Below are 18,282 nucleotides of genomic sequence, written 5' to 3'. Positions count from 1 at the left end.
ACGCCTCGTGTGAGTAAGCGCACGAAAGCGACAAACGATCACGTCTGACTGCAAGAGTGTCTGGCCATTGCTCATGTGTTCTTTGCGGGCTGTTCAGGCGATCACCGACTGTTCCCGATAAAGATCCACGAAACACCCAGGGAGCACGTCCGTGGCCGCACTCGCACGATGGTGTGTCAGTCATCGGCTCGTCGTCGTCCTGCTGTGGCTGCTCGCCCTCGGCGGGACCAGCGCGGCGGCCGCGGTGGCCGGGTCCGCGTACTCGAACGACTACGAGGCACCCGGCACCGAGTCCGGCCGCGCCACCCAGCTCCTGGACGAGGGCTTCCACGGCCTCGGCGGCGACAGCGACACCGTCGTCTGGCACATCGACGGCTCCACGGTGCGCGCCGCCGACGTCGAGACCACCATGAGCAACGCGCTGGACGAGATCGGCAAGCTGCCGGGCGTCTCGTCGGTCGGCTCCCCGTACGAGGCGGCCGGCGCCGCCCAGATCAGCGCCGACGGCCACACCGCGTACGCCACGGTCACCTTCGACGAGCAGGCCGACGACATCCCGCAGGGCCAGGCCAGGGCCGTCGTGGACACGGCGCTCGACGCCGAGAACCACGGCCCCGACGGGCTGCAGGTCGAGCTCGGCGGCAGCGCCGTCGCGCTCACCGAGTCGGCGTCCGCGCACACCTCGGAGATCGTCGGCGTCGTCGTCGCGGCCGTCGTCCTGTTCCTTGCCTTCGGCTCCCTCGCGGCGGCCGCGCTGCCCATCGCCACCGCGCTGGTCAGCGTCGGCACCGCGTACGCGGGCATCGTGCTGCTCGGGCACGCCATGACCGTCGCGGACTTCGCGCCGATGCTCGGCATGCTCGTCGGGCTCGGCGTCGGCATCGACTACGCGCTGTTCATCGTGACCCGGCACCGCAAGGGCCTGAAGCGCGGACTGCCGGTGGCCGTCGCCGCCGAACGGGCGGTGGCCACCACCGGCCGCGCCGTCGTCTTCGCGGGCGCCACCGTCTGCATCGCCCTGCTCGGCATGCTGATCCTCCGGCTCAGCTTCCTCAACGGGGTCGCCATCGCCGCCTCCGTCACCGTGCTGCTCACCGTCGCCGCGTCGGTGACGCTGCTGCCCGCCCTGCTCTCGTTCATCGGGATGCGCGCCCTGTCGCGGCGCGAGCGGCGCCGGCTCGCCGAGCACGGGCCCGAGCCGGAGCTGCCCACCGGGCTCGCCGCCCGCTGGGCCGCCTTCGTCGAGCGCCACCCCAAGCTCCTCGGCGGCATCGCCCTCGCCGTGATCACGGTCCTCGCGCTGCCGATGATGTCGCTGCACCTGGGCACCTCCGACCAGGGCAACAACCCGAAGTCGGCCACCACCCGGCAGGCCTACGACCTGCTGGCCGACGGCTTCGGACCCGGCGTGAACGGGCCGCTCACCCTCGTCACCGAGGTCGACGGCGCCCAGGACAAGGCCGCCCTGACCGAGCTGACCGGCGCCCTGCGGACCACCGACGGCGTCGCCTCCGTCTCCCCGATCACGTACAACGCCGACGACAGCACCGCCTACCTCACCGTCGTCCCGACCTCCGCCCCGCAGTCCGAGCAGACCAGCGCGCTCGTCGACCGGCTGCGCACGGACGTCGTCCCGGACTCCGGACTCGACGCGCAGATCGGCGGCGTCACCGCCAGCTACGACGACTTCGCCGAGGTCATCGTCGGCAAGCTGCCCCTGTTCGTGGGCGTCGTGGTCGGACTCGGCTGCGCCCTGCTGCTCCTCGCCTTCCGCTCGATCGGCATCCCGCTCAAGGCCGCCGCGATGAACGTCGCCGCCGTCGCCGCCGCCTTCGGCGTCGTCGTCGCGATCTTCCAGTGGGGCTGGGGCAGCGAACTCCTCGGGCTCGGCCGCTCGGGGCCCATCGAACCCTTCCTGCCCGTGATCATGGTGTCGGTCCTCTTCGGGCTCTCCATGGACTACCAGGTGTTCCTGGTCAGCCGGATGTACGAGGAGTGGCTGGAGACCGGCGACAACCGGCGGGCCGTGCGCGTCGGGCTCGCCGAGACCAGCCGCGTGATCAACTCGGCCGCCGTGATCATGATCTCGGTCTTCCTGGCCTTCGTGCTCAGCGGGGACCGGGTGATCGCGATGTTCGGCATCGCGCTCGCGGTCGCCGTCGCCGTCGACGCCTTCATCCTGCGGACGCTCCTGGTGCCGGCCCTGATGCACCTGCTCGGCGGCGCCAACTGGTGGCTGCCCAAGTGGCTCGACCGGCGCCTGCCCCGCCTCAGCATCGAGCCGCCGGAGTGCCGGGCCGCCGCGGATGCGAGGATCCCGGGACAGCGCGGCACCGTCGCCGAGCTGGACGATCTGCTGGCGAAGGAGCCTGATGTACGCGATATCCCTGGGTGACGACGGCGCCGAACTGCGCCCCCTCGACCCCTGGCGCGCCGAGGAGTTCCTGGCGCACCTCGACCGCGGCCGGGACTTCATCGGGCAGTTCATCCCCTTCGGCTCCCAGGCCACGGACGTCGCCTCCGCCCGCGCGACCCTCCAGCGGTACGCCGACATGCGCTGCGCCGACACCGGCGGGCTGCACGGCATCTGGCTGGACGGAAAGCTGGTCGGCGGCGTGCTCACGCTGAACGTCGACGCGGAGCTCGGCAACGCCGAGGTCGGCTGCTGGCTGGAGCCCGCCGCGTCCGGCCGCGGTCTGGTCACCCGCGCCATGCGCTTCCTGATCGACTCGCTCGTCGAGCAGCGCGGTTTCCACCGGGTGGAATGGGTCGCCGCGTCCGGCAACACGCCGAGCCTGAACGTCGCCCGCCGCCTCGGATTCACCCAGGAAGGCGTGCACCGCGAGGCCCGTCCGTGGCGCGGGATCCGCCATGACCTGGAGGTCTGGTCCGTGCTCGCGCCGGAGTGGCGCAGCGCACGCGACGGACACAAGAAACGTTAAGAGACCTCTCAGACTCCGTCCGTACGGTGCGCAGCATGACTACGAAGACTGATGCGCAGCGCGACGCCGAGGTTGCGGAGGAGACGGCCGTCACGGAGGGTGCCGAGGCCTCCGAGGCCGCCGCGAAGACCGAGAACACCGCGAGCACCGAGAGCACCGAGAGCACCGAGAAGACCGAGTCGACCGCGGGGACGGCCGGGACGGCCGGGGCGGCTGAGACGGTGGACCGGGCGGAGGCCGTCGCCGGTGACGCCGGTGACACCGCCGATGACGACGCGGCCGAGGCCGCCGCCGAGGCCGAGCTCGCCGCCCTGGCCGAGGCCGAGGCCCAGTCCGGCCCTTCCGGCGTCGGCCAGGGCGCCGGCGCCATCGTGTCCGTGGCCCTCGGCATCGTCGCCCTCAGCGGCAGCTGGCTCGGCACCATCGCCTCCGCCCGCGAGTCGCTCATCGGCCAGCTCAACACCTCGCAGTCCGCGAGCGTCGCCCAGCAGGTCTCCGAGGTCTACGGCGACTCCTGGCACGCCGCCGCCGTGGTCGGCGGGACCATCTCGCTGATCGCCCTGCTGGTCGGCGCGTTCGTGCTGGTCAAGCCCGCGTTCGGAGTCCCCGGCAAGCCGCAGGCGCTGTGGATCAGGTCGACCGCGTGGGCCGGCGTCTCGCTCGCCGTCCTCGGCCTGCTGCTCGCCGTGGCCAAGTACTCGGACCTCCTCCTGGGCCTGCCGAAGACCAGCTGAGGCCCCGCCTAAGGCGATGAGCCCCCGGACCGGGGGCACCTAAGGCCCCTCAGGCGGGGGCTAAGGCATCCCCGCCCCAGGAGATCCGGCACTCTCCCGATGTGCCGCACCCCCCTGGGAGACGAATCTTGAGGCATCGCAGGGAACACCCCGCGAGACCGACAGGGATCGTCACCAGGGAGACGGCATGTTCGAGTACGAGCTTCACCAGGTCCGCGCCGCCGAGCTCATCCGGGAGGCCGACAACTACCGACTGGCCCGCGAGGCGCGCACGGCCCGCAAGTCCCGCCGCCCGCAGGGCGGTTCGGACAGCCAGGACGCCGAGGGGCGGGTGAGTACCCACCGCCCGCGTCGGCACCGTGCCGCGCGCACCGCGTGAGCGCGGCACCCCGGCACGGGGGAGCGGGGGAGGACGGACTGCCTGCCGTCCTCCCCTTTCCGCTTTCCCCCGTGCCTGCGCAGGCCGCGCCGCCCGCCCGGGGCCACCGCGCGACGGCTTCGCCCGCCGCTGAATTCGCTGCCCAGGTCACGTACTCGTGTGCGATGCTCGGCGACGTGGAGACCAGGTCCGTCAGCCCGGTGTTCGTCGGTCGCTCCGACGAGCTGGGCATACTGAACACCGCCCTCGAGCGTGCCGCCGCCGGCGAACCCCAGGCGCTGCTGCTCGGCGGCGAAGCCGGCGTCGGCAAGACGCGACTCGTCGAGGAGTTCGCCGCCGAGGCCTGCAAGCAGGGCGCCGTCGTCGTCACCGGCGGCTGCGTCGAGATCGGCGCCGACGGGCTGCCCTTCGCCCCCTTCTCCACCGCCCTGCGCTCCCTGCGCCGCACCCTGCCCGCCGAGGTCGACGCGGCCGCGGCCGGCCGGGAGGACGAACTGGCCCGCCTGCTCCCCGAGCTGGGCGACCGGACCGTGCCGGGATCGGACGCGCGCGGCGACGAGAGCGCCACCGCCCGCCTCTTCGAACTCACCGGGCGCCTCCTGGAACGCGTCGCCGCCGAGCGCACCGTCGTGGTCGTGCTCGAAGACCTGCACTGGGCCGACGCCTCCACCCGGCACCTGCTCTCCTACCTCTTCCGCACCCTGCGCAACGGCCGCCTCGCCGTCGTCGCCACCTACCGCGCCGACGACGTCCACCGCCGCCACCCGCTGCGCCCCCTCCTCGCCGAACTCGACCGGCTGCGCACCGTGACCCGGATCGAGCTCGGCCGCCTCAGCCGCGAAGAGGTCGCCCGCCAGGTCGCCGGGATCATGGCCGCCGAACCCGACCGCGCCGTCGTCGACGACATCTTCCGCCGCTCCGACGGCAACGCCTTCTTCGTCGAGGAACTCGCCGTCTCCGCCGCCGAGGGCTGCGCCACGGGACTGACCGACTCGCTGCGCGACGTCCTCCTCGTCCGCGTCGAGTCGCTGCCCGAGGACGCCCAGCGCGTCGCCCGGATCTGCGCCGAGGGCGGCTCCACCGTCGAGTACCCGCTGCTCGCCGCCGTCGCCCGGCTCGGCGAGGACGACCTCATCGAGGCACTGCGCGCCGCCGTCGGCGCCAACATCCTGCTCGCCTCCACGGACGGCGACGGCTACCGCTTCCGCCACTCCCTGGTCCGCGAGGCCGTCAGCGACGACCTGCTGCCCGGCGAGCGCTCCCGCATCAACCGCCGCTACGCCGAAGCCCTGGAGGACGACCCCGCCCTGGTCCCCACCGAGGCCCGCGTCATGCGCCTGGCCAGCTACTGGTACCACGCCCACGACGCGGCGAAGGCCCTGCCCGCCGTCCTCGACGCCTCCGTCGAGGCCCGCCGCCGGCACGCCTACTCCGAGCAGCTCCGGCTCCTGGAGCGGGCGATGGAGCTGTGGGACGAGGCACCCGAGGAGATCCGTGCGCAGCTGCGGATGGGCGACTACGCGGTCGCCTACCTCTCCTGCGGCTGCGACCCCGCCGAGACCCGCCTCGACTACCTCGACCTGATGGCCGAGGCGGCCGCCGCCGGCCGCCTCTGCGGGGAGCGGGAGCGCGCCCTCAAGATCGGCAAGCGCGCGATCCGCATCCTGGACGAGGCCGCGGCCACCGGCGCCGCCGACCCGCTGCGCCTCGCCTGGTTCTGGATCCAGCGCTCCCGGATCATCTCCCACATCGCCCGCGGCAACGGCTGGGACGAGATCGCCAAGGCCCAGGAACTGGTCCGCGGCCTGCCCCCGTCCGCCGTGCACGCCGAGGTCCTCGCGCACGCCGCGGCCTGGGGCATGCTGCACAACCCGGGCGGCGAGACCCTCGCCGCCGCCGAACGGGCCGTCGAGTACGCCCAGATGGTCGGCGACGACGAGACCGAACTGCACGCCCGCCTCATCCGCGGCGGCCTCCTCGTCGACGCCGGCTCCATCGACCAGGGCTTCGCCGAGATGTACGCCGTGCGCGACCGCTCCGCCGAACTCGGCCTGATGGCCCGGATCAGCAACGTCAACGTCAACCTCCCCTCCCACCTGGAAGGCGCCGGCCGCTCCGCCGAAGCCGTCCGGATCTGCGACGAGGGCGTCGAGCTGTGCCGCCGGTTCGGCCTCACCGACACCAAGGCCTGGGTCCGCTCCAACCAGGCCGAGTCCCTCGTCTCGCTCGGCCGCTGGGACGACGCCGTCAAGGCCGCGAACTGGACCTCCCGCTTCGCCCTGAGCGACAAGCCGCGCGCCACGGCCACCACGCACCTCGCGTCCGTCGCCCTCGGCCGCGGCGCCTTCCAGGAGGCCACCGACCACCTCGCGGCGGCCCGCCGGTACTTCGGCACCCACGATCCCCAACCCCAGCACGACCTCCCCCTCGCCCACCGCGCCATCGAACTCGCCGCCGCCCAGGGCCGCCTGCTCGACGCCCGCGCCGAACTCGACCGCCTCGTCACCGCCGGCCTGCCGCCCTCCCTGCAGCGCTACATCTGGCCCCTGCTGCTCGCCGCCGCCGAGGCCGAGGCCGACGCCCGCGGCCTGCCCGCCGCCGACGCCGGCCGCGCCGAGGCCGTCGCCCGCATCCGGGACGCCGCCAAGCGCCAGGCCACCCCGGTCCCCGTCTGGCAGGCGTACGAACAGTGGGTCCGCACCGAGCTCCTGCGTGCCGAGGGCCGCGTCACCCCCGACGACTGGTCCGCCACCGTCACCGCCCTCGAACCCGTCGACCGCCCCTACGACCTGGCCCGCGCCCGCACCCGCCTCGCCGACTCCCTCCTCGCCAGGGCCGAGGGCGACGACCGTGACCGCGCCACCGAACTGCTCCGCCTCGCCTCCGCCGTCGCCGACCACCTCGGCGCCCGCCCGCTCGCCGAGTCGGTCGCCCTGCTCGCCCAGCGCGCCCGGCTCAGCCTCACCCGCGACCTGCCGCGCCAGGACGGTCCGGCCGACCCCGCCGAGGACTTCGGCCTCACCAGCCGCGAACGGGACGTCCTCCGCCTGGTCACCGCCGGCCGCAGCAACCGGCAGATCGCCGAGGAGCTCTTCATCTCCCCGAAGACCGCCAGCGTCCACGTCTCCAACATCCTCGCCAAGCTGGGCGTCGCCGGCCGCGGCGAGGCGGCGGCCCTGGCGCACCGGCTGCGCCTCTTCCCCCAGCCGACCGCCTGAGCCCGCCCGCAGGGGCCTCCCGTACGCTGGACGGGAGGCTCGGCCAGGACCCCTGGAGGCGCGGTGTTCAACATGTTCGAGGAACTGTTCGCCCCCGGCCGCAAGCACACCAACGACGAGCGCAAGCGCCTGGAGCTCACCCGCGTCGACCTCAACGACGGCGATCCCGGCCGCGGCCCCATAGACCTCACCTCGGGCAAGGTCGTCGTACGCGTCCAGCCGCGGGACGCATCCGGTGAGGACGATCACGCCGATGACGGCCGTGATGCCAGTGACGGCGGTGATCACCAGGAGGGCAGCGAGGGCGGCGTGGGCAGCGCGGGCAGCGACGAAGCCGGTGCGGGCCCCGGCGACGTGGCCGGTCCGAGTGGTCGGAGTGGTCCGAGTGGTCCCGGTGCCGTCAGCTGACCTTCAGCTCCAGAATCCGGTCGTCCCCCTTCCCCGGCGTGCCCCGTGTGTCCGTCTCGCTCGTGACCAGCCACAGCTTGTCGCCGCCCGCCGCGACCACCGTGCGCAGCCGCCCGTACTTCCCCTCCAGGAACGCCTGCGGGTCATGCGCCGCCTCGGTGCCGTCCAGCGGGACCCGCCACAGCCGCTCGCCGCGCAGGCCCGCCATCCAGATCGACCCCTCCGCGTAGGCGATCCCGCTGGGCGAGGCGTCCTGCGTGTGCCACTGGGCGATCGGGTCGTGGAACCCGGAGCCGCCGCCCTTGCCCTCGGCGTCCGGCCAGCCGTAGTCGTCGCCCGCCACGATGTTGTTCAGCTCGTCCCAGGTGTCCTGGCCGAACTCCGAGGCCCACAGCCGCTTGTCCTTGTCCCAGGCCAGGCCCTGCACATTGCGGTGCCCGTACGAGTACACCGGAGAGTCGCCGAACGGATTGCCCGGGGCGGGCTCGCCCTCCGGCGTCAGCCGCAGGATCTTGCCGCCCGTGGACTTCTTGTCCTGCGCCAGCTCCGTCTTGTACGTCTCGCCCGTGCCCACGTACAACAGGTCGTCGGGGCCGAAAGCGATCCGTCCGCCGTTGTGGTTCGTGCCCTTGGGGATGCCCTTGAACACCGTGTCCGGCGCGCCCAGCTGCTCACCGGCCGGCTTCTTCTCGTCGTACTGCATGCGCGCGATGCGGTTGTCCGATTCCGTCGTGAAGTACGCGTACACCATGTGGTCCGACGCGTACGACGGGGAGAGCGCGAGGCCGAGCAGGCCGCCCTCGCCCGCCGGCGCCACCCCGGGGACCGAGCCGAGCTCCGTCTTCTTCCCGGTCTTCGTGTCGACCCGGGTGATCGTGCCCTCGTCACGCGACGAGACCAGCAGACCTCCCTCGGGCAGCGGGGCCAGGCCCCACGGTGACTTGAGGTCCTCGGTGATCGTGCGCACGACGCTCACCGAGCCCCTCGCCGGCGGGACGTCGTCCGACCGCGGCGAGGCGGAGCCGCCCGGATCGCTCGCACTCGGCGCGGAACTCTTGTCGGTGCTCGACTGCCCGTCGTCGCCGGAGGAGCATCCGGCCGTGAGCAGGAGCGTGGCACAAGCGGCCAGGGCCACGGTGGGCCGCACAGCTGGACGAAGCACGATCAGGATCCCTTCGACGCGAGGTTCTACTGTTCATACACCGCTCGCGCCGCCCAGGTTCCCGATCTCCACGCACACGATCCGGCCGGGCGGCGGCCGGGGACGACAGCCGGTGCCGACGACCAGCCGGGGGGCGGGCCGGCGGCCGCGGAGCTCAGTCCCACGACCCCCGCGCCGTCGGCAGCTCGGCGAGTTCCGCCAAGTCCGCGTCCGTCAGCCGCAGTTCGGCCGCCGCCGCGTTCTCCCGCGCCCACCGCTCGTGCTTGGCGCCGGGCACCGGCACCACGTTCCGCCCGCGCGCGAGCACCCAGGCGAGCGCCACCTGCGCCGGTGTCACGTCCTCGCCGTGCCGTGCCGCCACCCGGCGCAGACCCACCACGACCGGCTGGTTCGCGGCCATCATCTCGGCGGTGAACCGGGGGTGCCGGGCCCGCACGTCGTCCGGCTCGAAGCCCTGCCCCGGCGTCAGCGTCCCGGACAGGAACCCGTTGCCGAGCGGCATCGCCGCCAGGAACCCGACGCCCCGCGCCGTGCACCACGGCAGCAGCGCCTCCAGCGCCTCGGGCGACCACACCGACAGCTCGGCCATCACCGAGCTCACCGGGAACACCTGCTGGATCCGCTCCAGCTGCCGGATCGTTCCGGCATGCAGTCCGGCCCGGCCGTCGCGGCGCGTGGCCCGCGCGCCGACCGCGCACAGCCCCAGCGAGCGCACCTTGCCCGCGCCCACCAGCTCCGCCATCGCGCCCCAGGTCTCCTCGACCGGGACCTCGGGGTCGGCCCGGTGCAGCTGGTAGAGGTCGATGACGTCCGTCTGCAGACGTCGCAGCGACGCGTCGCAGGCCCGCTTCACATAGCCGGGACGGCCGTTGGCCACGATGTGCTGCTCGCCGACCAGCAGGCCCACCTTGGTCGACACGAACGCGTCCGCGCGCCGCTCCTTCAGGACCCGGCCGAGCAGCAGCTCGTTGGTGAACGGCCCGTACATGTCGGCGGTGTCGAGGAGCGAGCACCCCGTGTCCAACGCGGCGTGCACGGTGCGCACGGACTCCTCGCCCCGCTGCCGAGAGCCGGTGTACGCCCAGCTCATCGGCATGCAGCCGAGTCCGACCGCCCCCACTTCGAGTGCCGCCGCGCCGATCGCCTTGCGCTCCACCTGCTCGTGACCCTCCCTGGCCCCGCCGGCCCTCCCCTGTCAGAGGTCCCCAACCTAACCTCTGCGGGTCGGCGCGTCTGACATAGCCTCCTGACCATGACTGATGATGTGTGGCTGCCCTTCCCCGCCGACGAGGTCCCGGGGCTCCCCGAGGGGCTCAACTACCGTTTCTGGAACGGTGAGCCCGACTACCCCGCGGACCCCGCCGACTGCGCGTTCTACGTCGTCCCCTACATGAAGCCTCCGGGCGTCGGCGTGCGACCGCTGCCCGGGATGACCTCCGTACGCGCCGTGCAGACGCTCTCCGCGGGCGTCGACCACGTACAGAGCGGCCTCAAGTACCTGCGTCCCGGCGTTCAGTTGTGCAATGCGCGCGGGGTGCACGACGCGAGCACCGCCGAGCTCGCGCTCACCCTGATCCTCGCCTCCTTGCGCGGCGTTCCCGACTTCGTGCGCGGGCAGGACCTGGGGGAGTGGCGGTCCGGGTTCCGTCCCGCGCTCGCCGACAAGACCGTCCTCATCGTCGGCTACGGCGCCATCGGCTCCGCCATCGAGGACCGGCTCGTCCCGTTCGAGGTCGCGCCCGTCGTGCGCGTCGCGCGCTCCGCCCGCACGACGGAGCGCGGCCTTGTGCACCCGCTCTCCGACCTTCCCGCGCTGCTGCCCGAGGCCGACGTCGTCGTCCTGGTGACCCCGCTCACCGAGGACACCCGCGGCCTCGTGAACGCCGCCTTCCTCGCCCGGCTCAAGGACGGCGCCCTCCTGGTGAACGTCGGCCGCGGCCCCGTCGTCGACACCAAGGCGCTCCTCGCCGAACTGGAGAGCGGCCGGATCCGCGCGGCACTTGATGTCACGGATCCCGAACCGCTGCCCCGGGACCACCCGTTGTGGCAGGCTCCGGGAGTGCTCATCTCTCCGCACGTCGGCGGTCCGACGTCCGCCTTCATGCCGCGGGCCAAGAGGCTTCTCGCCACACAGCTCACTCGGTTCGCAGCAGGGGAGCCGCTCGACAACGTCGTGCTCACCGTCGGTTGACACCGGCCGACAGCAGCCCCACCGGCCCCACGGACAACTCCGGTGCGGCCGCTCGCCGTTGGGCGCCCACGCTCCGCGCCCGTCCGGCTGCACCCAGTGCCCGCATCTCCGCTGGTCGTCACGGAGAGTAGAGGAACTATGTCCCTGAGTGACGAGACTGGTGTATCGTCCCGACTGGGGCAGCGCCGCGCAGCACGCGGCGCCGGGGATGAGTGACGGACTGCGAGGGGGGCGACGGGCGATGCACGGCCTATGGGCGAACGATCCGACGCGACGGGGCCACCGACGGGGACCCTCACGCGCACCGATGCACGGGCGAAGTCCCGGCTGCCGCAGGACCCATACCCACCGGAGCGGCCCGCGCGGCGGCCGCAGAAGGCATCCGCACACCGGCCAGGGCAAGCGGGACACGGGAGCGGCCCGACGGACCGAGGCGGCCCGGTGACCGCCCACCCGCCGCCGAGCACCGCGCTGGGCGCCGCACTGCGCCCCGGCGGCCCGTTGTCGATGCGCGCGCAGGGGCGCGGTGGCGGCATGGGCCCCCAGGTGGTGCTCGCCCTGCTGTGCACGGGGTACGCCACGGGATCGGCGCTCGGCTGGGGTTCCGAGGAACTCGCGCTGTTCATGGGCGACTTCGGCCTCAGCGTCGCGGCCTTCGTCGCCGCCGTGTCGAACTTCCTGTTCGCCCGGAGCAGCCGCAGCCGCTTTCGACCCGCCTGGCTCCTGTTCGCGCTCTCCTCCCTCATGGCAGCGCTCGGTAACGGGGTGTGGGGCTGGTACGAGGTGGTGCTGCGCCTGCCGGTGCCCAGCCCGAGCCTCGCCGACCTGTTCTTCCTCTGCTTCGCGCCACCCGCGATCATCGGCCTGCTGGTCCTCGCCAAGCGGCCCGTGACGAAGGCCGGCTGGATCTGCCTCGCGCTCGACGCCTGGCTCATCGCCGGATCGCTGATCACCCTCTCCTGGAGCCTCGCCCTCGCGCACACCGCCGAGTTCGAGGGGCAGAGCGTCACCCGCACCGCGCTCTCCCTCGCGTACCCACTGCTGGACATCGCGCTCGTCAGCATGGTCCTCGCGCTGCACTTCCGCCGCTCGCCCGGCAACCGCACGGCGGTGAACACCGCGATCGGCGCCCTCGCGCTGACCGTCATGTGCGACGCCCTGTTCACCTCGCCCCTGCTGCACGCCAGTTACCGGTCGGGGGAGATCCTCGACGCGGGCTGGTTCGCCGGTTCGCTGCTGCTCGCGTACGCGCCGTGGGTGGGCCCGCGGCACGGGGTGCGGCACGAGGAGCCGCCCAAGGGGCCGGGCGGTCGCTATCAGGTCAGTTACACGCGGCCCATCTCCGGATCGCTGGCCGCGCTCACGCCGTATCTGGCCGCGGCCGTCTGCACGTTGGGGATTCTCTACAACGTCCTGAACGGCCACAGCGTCGACCGGGTCGTGCTCTTCACGGCCTGCACGGTCGTGCTCGCCCTCGTGGTGCGCCAGGGCATCATGCTCCTCGACAACATCACGCTCACCCAGGAGCTGGCGCAGAAGGAGAACCACTTCCGCTCGCTGGTGCAGGGGTCGAGCGACGTGATCATGATCGCCGCGCCGAACGGGATCCTGAGGTACGTCAGCCCGGCCGCCGCAGGGGTCTACGGACGCGAGGCGGAGGAGCTCGTCGGGTCCGAGCTCGCGTCGATCATCCACCCCGAGGACCTCGGGCGCGTGGTGCACGAGGTGCGCAGGTTCCTCGCCGCGAGCCAGATCGAGGAGCCCACCACCCGCATCGAGTGCCGCTTCCGCTCCGGCACCGGAGCCTGGCTGAACGTGGAGTCCACGATCAACCGCCACCACGGCGGCCTGATCCTCAACAGCAGAGACGTCACCGAACGGGTGCGCCTCCAGGCGCAGTTGCAGCACAACGCCGAGCACGACCCGCTCACCGACCTGCCCAACCGGGCCCTGTTCACCAAGCGGGTCAGCCAGGCCCTCACCGGACGGCGGGCCACCGATCACGGCACCGCCGTGCTCTTCATCGACCTCGACGGCTTCAAACAGGTCAACGACACGATCGGCCACCAGGCGGGCGACGAACTGCTCGTGCAGGCGGCAAGAAGGCTGGCCGACTCCGTACGTTCCGGAGACACCGCGGCTCGTCTCGGCGGTGACGAGTTCGCGGCACTGATCGTCGGAGACGGCGGCAGGGATCACACCGCCAGGGAGCAGCACATCTACGAGCTGGCCGACCGGCTCCGCGTCACCCTGTCCCAGCCCTACTCGATCGGCGGGCACGAGGACGTGCGCGTGGCGGCCTCCATCGGGGTCGCCTTCGCCGAGACCGACGTCACGGCCGGCGAGCTGCTGCGCAACGCGGACCTGGCGATGTACCGCGCCAAGGCGGCCGGCAAGGGCCGGGTCGAGCTGTACGCGCCGCAGATGCAGGCCGATGTCGTACGGAAGGCGGAGCTCGCCACGCGGCTGCGGTCCGCGCTGCACGACGGCGAGTTCGCGCTGCTCCACCAGCCGATCGTGTCGCTCGACGACGGCCGGATCACGGCGGTCGCCGCGCAGGCCCGATGGCGGTCGGCGCAGGGCATCCTCTTCACCCCCGCCGAGTTCCTGCGCGTGGCCGACGACAGCGAGCGCACCGCGGAGCTGGGGCGCTGGATGCTGGAGGAGGCCGTCGAGCAGGCCGCGGAGCGGGGGCACAGCGGGCACGCGACGCCGGTCGCCGTCCGGATGAGCGCCCGCAGACTCCTCGACCGGGCCATGCCGCTCGGTTCGATCGAGGCGCTGCTCACCCGGCACGGGCTGCCGTCGGGCGCGCTGATCATCGAGCTCGCGGACAGCGACCCCAGAGTGCCCCTGGAGGAGCTGGAGCGGCGGCTGACGGCGCTGCGCCGACTCGGTGTCCGGATCGCGCTGGACGGATTCGGCAGCGGCTATGCGGCCATCACGGCGCTTCGGCGGCTCCCCGTCGACGTACTGAAACTGGACAGATCGCTCGTCGAGGGCGTCGTCGAGTCCGCCCGGCTCCACAAGATCACCAGTGGGCTGCTGCGGATCGCCGGGGACCTCGGGCTCACCTCCGTGGCCGACGGCGTGGACCTGCCGGAACAGGTCGTGGCGCTGCGGGCGATGGGGTGCACGCACGGACAGGGCATGGCGTTCTCCGGACCGCTCGACGAGTACCGGCTGCGCCGCGCGCTCGTCTCGGGGGAGTTCCCCGTGCCCACGGGTCCGGCCGAGCCGGTGTTCGCGGGCGTGCCCGCCCTCCGCTCACATAATGAGACTCCCGTCCCACCTACTTGACACGCACGGCGTGCCGGGGGGAGGGTCAATGCCATGCGCACCCGAATTCTCGTACTTGGAAAGCGCGTCGGCTGAAGCTGGGACCCACCGGGCTGAGATCACGAAGCACCGGAATCCCCAGCAACCGCTCCCGGCGCGCTCCCCTCGCTTGCCTCACGGCACGAGGGGTTTTTTGTTGCACCGGCACAGGACGCAACTCGTAAGACCTCTGCACAAACCTCGCAAAAACCCTCAGCATCGAGAAGAGAATGCCGATGACCGAGCAGGCCACCGGGGCCCACCATCCGCAGCCGCGGCCCCGTTCCGGAGGACAGCAGTCCGCCCCCGTCGAGCACGTCACGGGTGCGAAGTCCCTCATTCGCTCGCTTGAGGAGGTCGGGGTCGACACCGTATTCGGCATTCCCGGCGGCACGATCCTTCCGGCGTACGACCCGATGATGGACTCGAGCCAGGTGCGCCACGTGCTCGTCCGGCACGAGCAGGGTGCGGGGCACGCGGCCACCGGTTACGCGCAGGCCACCGGCAAGGTCGGCGTCTGCATGGCGACGTCGGGCCCGGGTGCCACCAACCTGGTGACGCCGATCGCCGACGCGATGATGGACTCGGTGCCGCTGGTGGCGATCACCGGTCAGGTCGTCTCCAAGGCGATCGGCACGGACGCCTTCCAGGAGGCGGACATCGTCGGCATCACGATGCCGATCACCAAGCACAGCTTCCTGGTCACCAAGGCGGAGGAGATCCCGCAGGCGATCGCCCAGGCGTTCCACATCGCCTCGACGGGCCGCCCGGGTCCGGTCCTCGTGGACATCCCGAAGGACATCCTGCAGACGGAGACGACGTTCTCCTGGCCGCCGCAGCAGGACCTGCCCGGCTACCGCCCGGTGACCAAGCCACACGCCAAGCAGATCCGCGAGGCCGCGAAGCTGATCACGAGCGCGAAGCGTCCCGTCCTCTACGTGGGTGGCGGCGTCCTCAAGGCGCACGCCACCGCCGAGCTCAAGGTCCTCGCCGAGCTCACCGGAGCGCCCGTCACCACCACCCTGATGGCGCTCGGCGCATTCCCCGACAGCCACCCGCTGCACGTGGGGATGCCGGGCATGCACGGTGCGGTCACCGCCGTCACCGCGCTGCAGAAGGCCGACCTGATCGTCGCCCTCGGTGCCCGCTTCGACGACCGCGTCACCGGCAAGCTGGACAGCTTCGCCCCGTTCGCCAAGATCGTCCACGCCGACATCGACCCCGCGGAGATCGGCAAGAACCGCGCCGCGGACGTGCCGATCGTCGGTGACGCCCGCGAGGTCATCGCCGACCTGATCCAGGCCGTCCAGAAGGAGCACGCCGAGGGCCACCAGGGCGACTACGCCGCCTGGTGGAAGGACCTCAACCGCTGGCGCGAGACCTACCCCCTGGGCTACGACCAGCCCGAGGACGGCTCGCTCTCCCCGCAGCAGGTCATCGAGCGTGTCGGCCAACTCGCCCCCGAGGGAACGATCTTCGCGGCGGGCGTCGGCCAGCACCAGATGTGGGCCGCGCACTTCATCCAGTACGAGAAGCCGGCGACCTGGCTCAACTCCGGCGGCGCCGGGACCATGGGCTACGCGGTGCCCGCCGCCATGGGTGCCAAGGCCGGTGCCCCGGACCGCACGGTCTGGGCGATCGACGGCGACGGCTGCTTCCAGATGACCAATCAGGAACTGACCACCTGCGCCCTGAACAACATCCCGATCAAGGTCGCCATCATCAACAACGGCGCCCTCGGCATGGTCCGGCAGTGGCAGACGCTGTTCTACAACCAGCGCTACTCCAACACCGTGCTGCACAGCGGCCCCGAGGACATCGGCCCCAACAAGGGCACCCGGGTCCCCGACTTCGTGAAGCTGTCCGAGGCGATGGGCTGCTACGCGATCCGCTGCGAGCGCCCCGAGGACCTCGACAAGTGCATCGAGGAGGCGAACTCGGTCAACGACCGCCCGGTCGTGATCGACTTCATCGTCCACGAGGACGCCATGGTCTGGCCGATGGTCGCCGCCGGCACCTCGAACGACGAGGTCATGGCAGCCCGGGGGGTCCGCCCCGACTTCGGCGACAACGAAGACGACTGAGCGAGAGAGACAGAGAGACCACCGACATGTCCAAGCACACGCTCTCCGTCCTGGTGGAGAACAAGCCGGGTGTCCTGGCCCGGATCACCGCCCTGTTCTCGCGCCGCGGCTTCAACATCGACTCCCTCGCCGTCGGCGTCACCGAGCACCCCGACATCTCCCGCATCACCATCGTGGTCAACGTGATCGACGCGCTCCCGCTCGAACAGGTCACCAAGCAGCTCAACAAGCTGGTCAACGTCCTGAAGATCGTGGAGCTGGAGACCGGCTCCGCCGTCCAGCGCGAGCTCGTCCTCGCCAAGGTCCGCGCCGACAACGAGACGCGCTCGCAGATCGTCGAGATCGTCCAGCTGTTCCGCGCCAAGACCGTCGACGTGTCGCCCGAGGCCGTCACCATCGAGGCCACCGGATCGAGCGACAAGCTGGAGGCGATGCTCAAGATGCTGGAACCCTTCGGCATCAAGGAGCTCGTCCAGTCCGGGACCATCGCCATCGGCCGCGGCTCGCGCTCCATCACCGACCGGAGCCTGCGCGCCCTCGACCGCAGCGCCTGACCCTGCTCGCATAGCGAGACCCGAAAACTTCCTGTCCTTCTCCCGCCGTACGGTGGGACGCAACACCAGCACACCAAGGAGAACCCCAGTGGCCGAGCTGTTCTACGACGACGACGCCGATCTGTCCATCATCCAGAACCGCAAGGTCGCGGTGATCGGATACGGCTCCCAGGGCCACGCGCACGCGCTGTCCCTGCGTGACTCGGGCGTCGACGTGCGCGTCGGTCTGCACGAGGGCTCCAAGTCCAAGGCGAAGGCCGAGGAGCAGGGCCTGCGCGTGGTCACCCCGGCCGAGGCCGCGGCCGAGGCCGACGTCATCATGATCCTGGTGCCGGACCCGATCCAGGCCCAGGTCTACGAGGAGTCCATCAAGGACAACCTGAAGGACGGCGACGCGCTGTTCTTCGGCCACGGCCTCAACATCCGCTTCGACTTCATCAAGCCCCCGGCCGGCGTGGACGTCTGCATGGTCGCCCCCAAGGGCCCGGGCCACCTGGTGCGCCGCCAGTACGAGGAGGGTCGCGGCGTCCCGTGCATCGCGGCCGTCGAGCAGGACGCCACCGGCAAGGCCTTCGAGCTGGCGCTGTCCTACGCGAAGGGCATCGGCGGCACCCGCGCCGGCGTCATCAAGACGACCTTCACCGAGGAGACCGAGACCGACCTCTTCGGCGAGCAGGCCGTCCTCTGTGGTGGCACCGCCGCCCTGGTGAAGGCCGGTTTCGAGACGCTGACCGAGGCCGGCTACCAGCCGGAGATCGCGTACTTCGAGTGCCTGCACGAGCTGAAGCTCATCGTGGACCTCATGTACGAGGGCGGCCTGGAGAAGATGCGCTGGTCGATCTCCGAGACCGCCGAGTGGGGCGACTACGTCACCGGCCCGCGGATCATCACGGACGCCACCAAGGCCGAGATGAAGAAGGTCCTCGCCGAGATCCAGGACGGCACCTTCGCCCGTGAGTGGATGGCCGAGTACCACGGCGGTCTGAAGAAGTACAACGAGTACAAGACCCAGGACGAGAACCACCTCCTGGAGACCACCGGCAAGGAGCTGCGCAAGCTCATGAGCTGGGTGGACAACGACGAGGCGTGAGTCTCGGGACGACGGGGCCGCGGCACACGCCGCGGCCCCGTTCTCCATAGGTCGTCCACACGGCCGGCCCCGGCTTGTCCACGGCGTCCAGCCACGGACGAGTGATCCTTCCAGGGAGGCGCAAGAGTGCCTCCCGCGCGCCACTACACTGCTGAACTATTCGCGTCGGGCCCACAGCGTCGTGCGTCTTCCACGCGGCCAT

General features: G+C 71.7%; 13 protein-coding genes. 11 read left to right on the top strand and 2 right to left on the bottom strand.

The genetic code is table 11. The features are described 5' to 3' along the window. Nucleotides 1–151 precede the first annotated feature (151 nt). From RBJ77_RS54295 to RBJ77_RS54270, 6 genes are all read left to right on the top strand, one after another. Nucleotides 152–2,395 carry an MMPL family transporter gene (locus RBJ77_RS54295; protein ID WP_372351791.1) on the top strand — a complete coding sequence of 748 codons (2,244 nt, stop codon included), beginning with the start codon at nt 152–154 and terminating at the stop codon, nt 2,393–2,395. Then, nucleotides 2,373–2,942, top strand: coding sequence for a GNAT family N-acetyltransferase (locus RBJ77_RS54290; RefSeq protein WP_372351790.1), 570 nt, complete (start codon nt 2,373–2,375; stop codon nt 2,940–2,942). The genes RBJ77_RS54295 and RBJ77_RS54290 overlap by 23 nt, the downstream gene beginning before the upstream one ends. A gap of 35 nt (nt 2,943–2,977) precedes the next feature. Further along, a complete protein-coding gene (locus RBJ77_RS54285) occupies nt 2,978–3,676 on the top strand; it encodes a hypothetical protein (RefSeq protein ID WP_372351789.1) in 699 nt (232 codons plus the stop codon). A gap of 187 nt (nt 3,677–3,863) precedes the next feature. Then, nucleotides 3,864–4,055, top strand: a complete 192-nt coding sequence (locus RBJ77_RS54280; protein WP_372351788.1) for a hypothetical protein — start codon at nt 3,864–3,866, stop codon at nt 4,053–4,055. A gap of 164 nt (nt 4,056–4,219) precedes the next feature. Next, nucleotides 4,220–7,273, top strand: coding sequence for an AAA family ATPase (locus RBJ77_RS54275; RefSeq protein WP_372351844.1), 3,054 nt, complete (start codon nt 4,220–4,222; stop codon nt 7,271–7,273). 72 nt (nt 7,274–7,345) lie between these two features. Further along, nucleotides 7,346–7,681 (top strand): DUF6191 domain-containing protein, encoded by a 336-nt coding sequence (locus tag RBJ77_RS54270; RefSeq protein WP_372351843.1) that lies wholly within the window; start codon nt 7,346–7,348, stop codon nt 7,679–7,681. On the opposite strand, the gene RBJ77_RS54265 is transcribed toward RBJ77_RS54270, so the two are convergent. Next, nucleotides 7,674–8,849, bottom strand: a complete 1,176-nt coding sequence (locus tag RBJ77_RS54265; RefSeq protein WP_372351842.1) for a sorbosone dehydrogenase family protein — start codon at nt 8,847–8,849, stop codon at nt 7,674–7,676. The two genes, RBJ77_RS54270 and RBJ77_RS54265, sit on opposite strands and share 8 nt — an antisense overlap. A 148-nt stretch (nt 8,850–8,997) precedes the next feature. Beyond that, nucleotides 8,998–9,999 (bottom strand): aldo/keto reductase, encoded by a 1,002-nt coding sequence (locus tag RBJ77_RS54260; RefSeq protein ID WP_372351787.1) that lies wholly within the window; start codon nt 9,997–9,999, stop codon nt 8,998–9,000. Between the two features lie 96 nt (nt 10,000–10,095). On the opposite strand from RBJ77_RS54260, the gene RBJ77_RS54255 reads away from it, so the two are divergent. The 5 genes from RBJ77_RS54255 to ilvC all read left to right on the top strand — a co-directional run bounded on the left by RBJ77_RS54255 (nt 10,096) and on the right by ilvC (nt 18,080). Continuing rightward, nucleotides 10,096–11,034, top strand: a complete 939-nt coding sequence (locus RBJ77_RS54255; protein WP_372351786.1) for a 2-hydroxyacid dehydrogenase — start codon at nt 10,096–10,098, stop codon at nt 11,032–11,034. A 507-nt stretch (nt 11,035–11,541) separates the two neighbouring features. Continuing rightward, on the top strand, nt 11,542–14,334 hold the full coding sequence (locus RBJ77_RS54250; RefSeq protein ID WP_372351841.1) for a putative bifunctional diguanylate cyclase/phosphodiesterase: 2,793 nt from the start codon (nt 11,542–11,544) through the stop codon (nt 14,332–14,334). 254 nt (nt 14,335–14,588) lie between these two features. Continuing rightward, nucleotides 14,589–16,436 carry an acetolactate synthase large subunit gene (locus RBJ77_RS54245; protein ID WP_372351785.1) on the top strand — a complete coding sequence of 616 codons (1,848 nt, stop codon included), beginning with the start codon at nt 14,589–14,591 and terminating at the stop codon, nt 16,434–16,436. A 26-nt stretch (nt 16,437–16,462) separates the two neighbouring features. Beyond that, nucleotides 16,463–16,990: an acetolactate synthase small subunit gene (ilvN, locus tag RBJ77_RS54240; protein ID WP_255968107.1), complete on the top strand. Its 528-nt coding sequence runs from the start codon at nt 16,463–16,465 to the stop codon at nt 16,988–16,990. Between the two features lie 88 nt (nt 16,991–17,078). Beyond that, complete coding sequence (gene ilvC / locus RBJ77_RS54235) at nt 17,079–18,080, top strand: ketol-acid reductoisomerase (RefSeq protein ID WP_255968096.1); 1,002 nt, start codon at nt 17,079–17,081, stop codon at nt 18,078–18,080. Nucleotides 18,081–18,282: the final 202 nt, after the last annotated feature.

The organism is Streptomyces sp. KL116D (assembly GCF_030766975.1).
GTDB classification, from domain to species: domain Bacteria; phylum Actinomycetota; class Actinomycetes; order Streptomycetales; family Streptomycetaceae; genus Streptomyces; species Streptomyces longispororuber_A.
The sequence above is the reverse complement of the archived record's forward strand: the minus strand, read 5'-3'. Positions and strand labels throughout refer to the sequence as shown.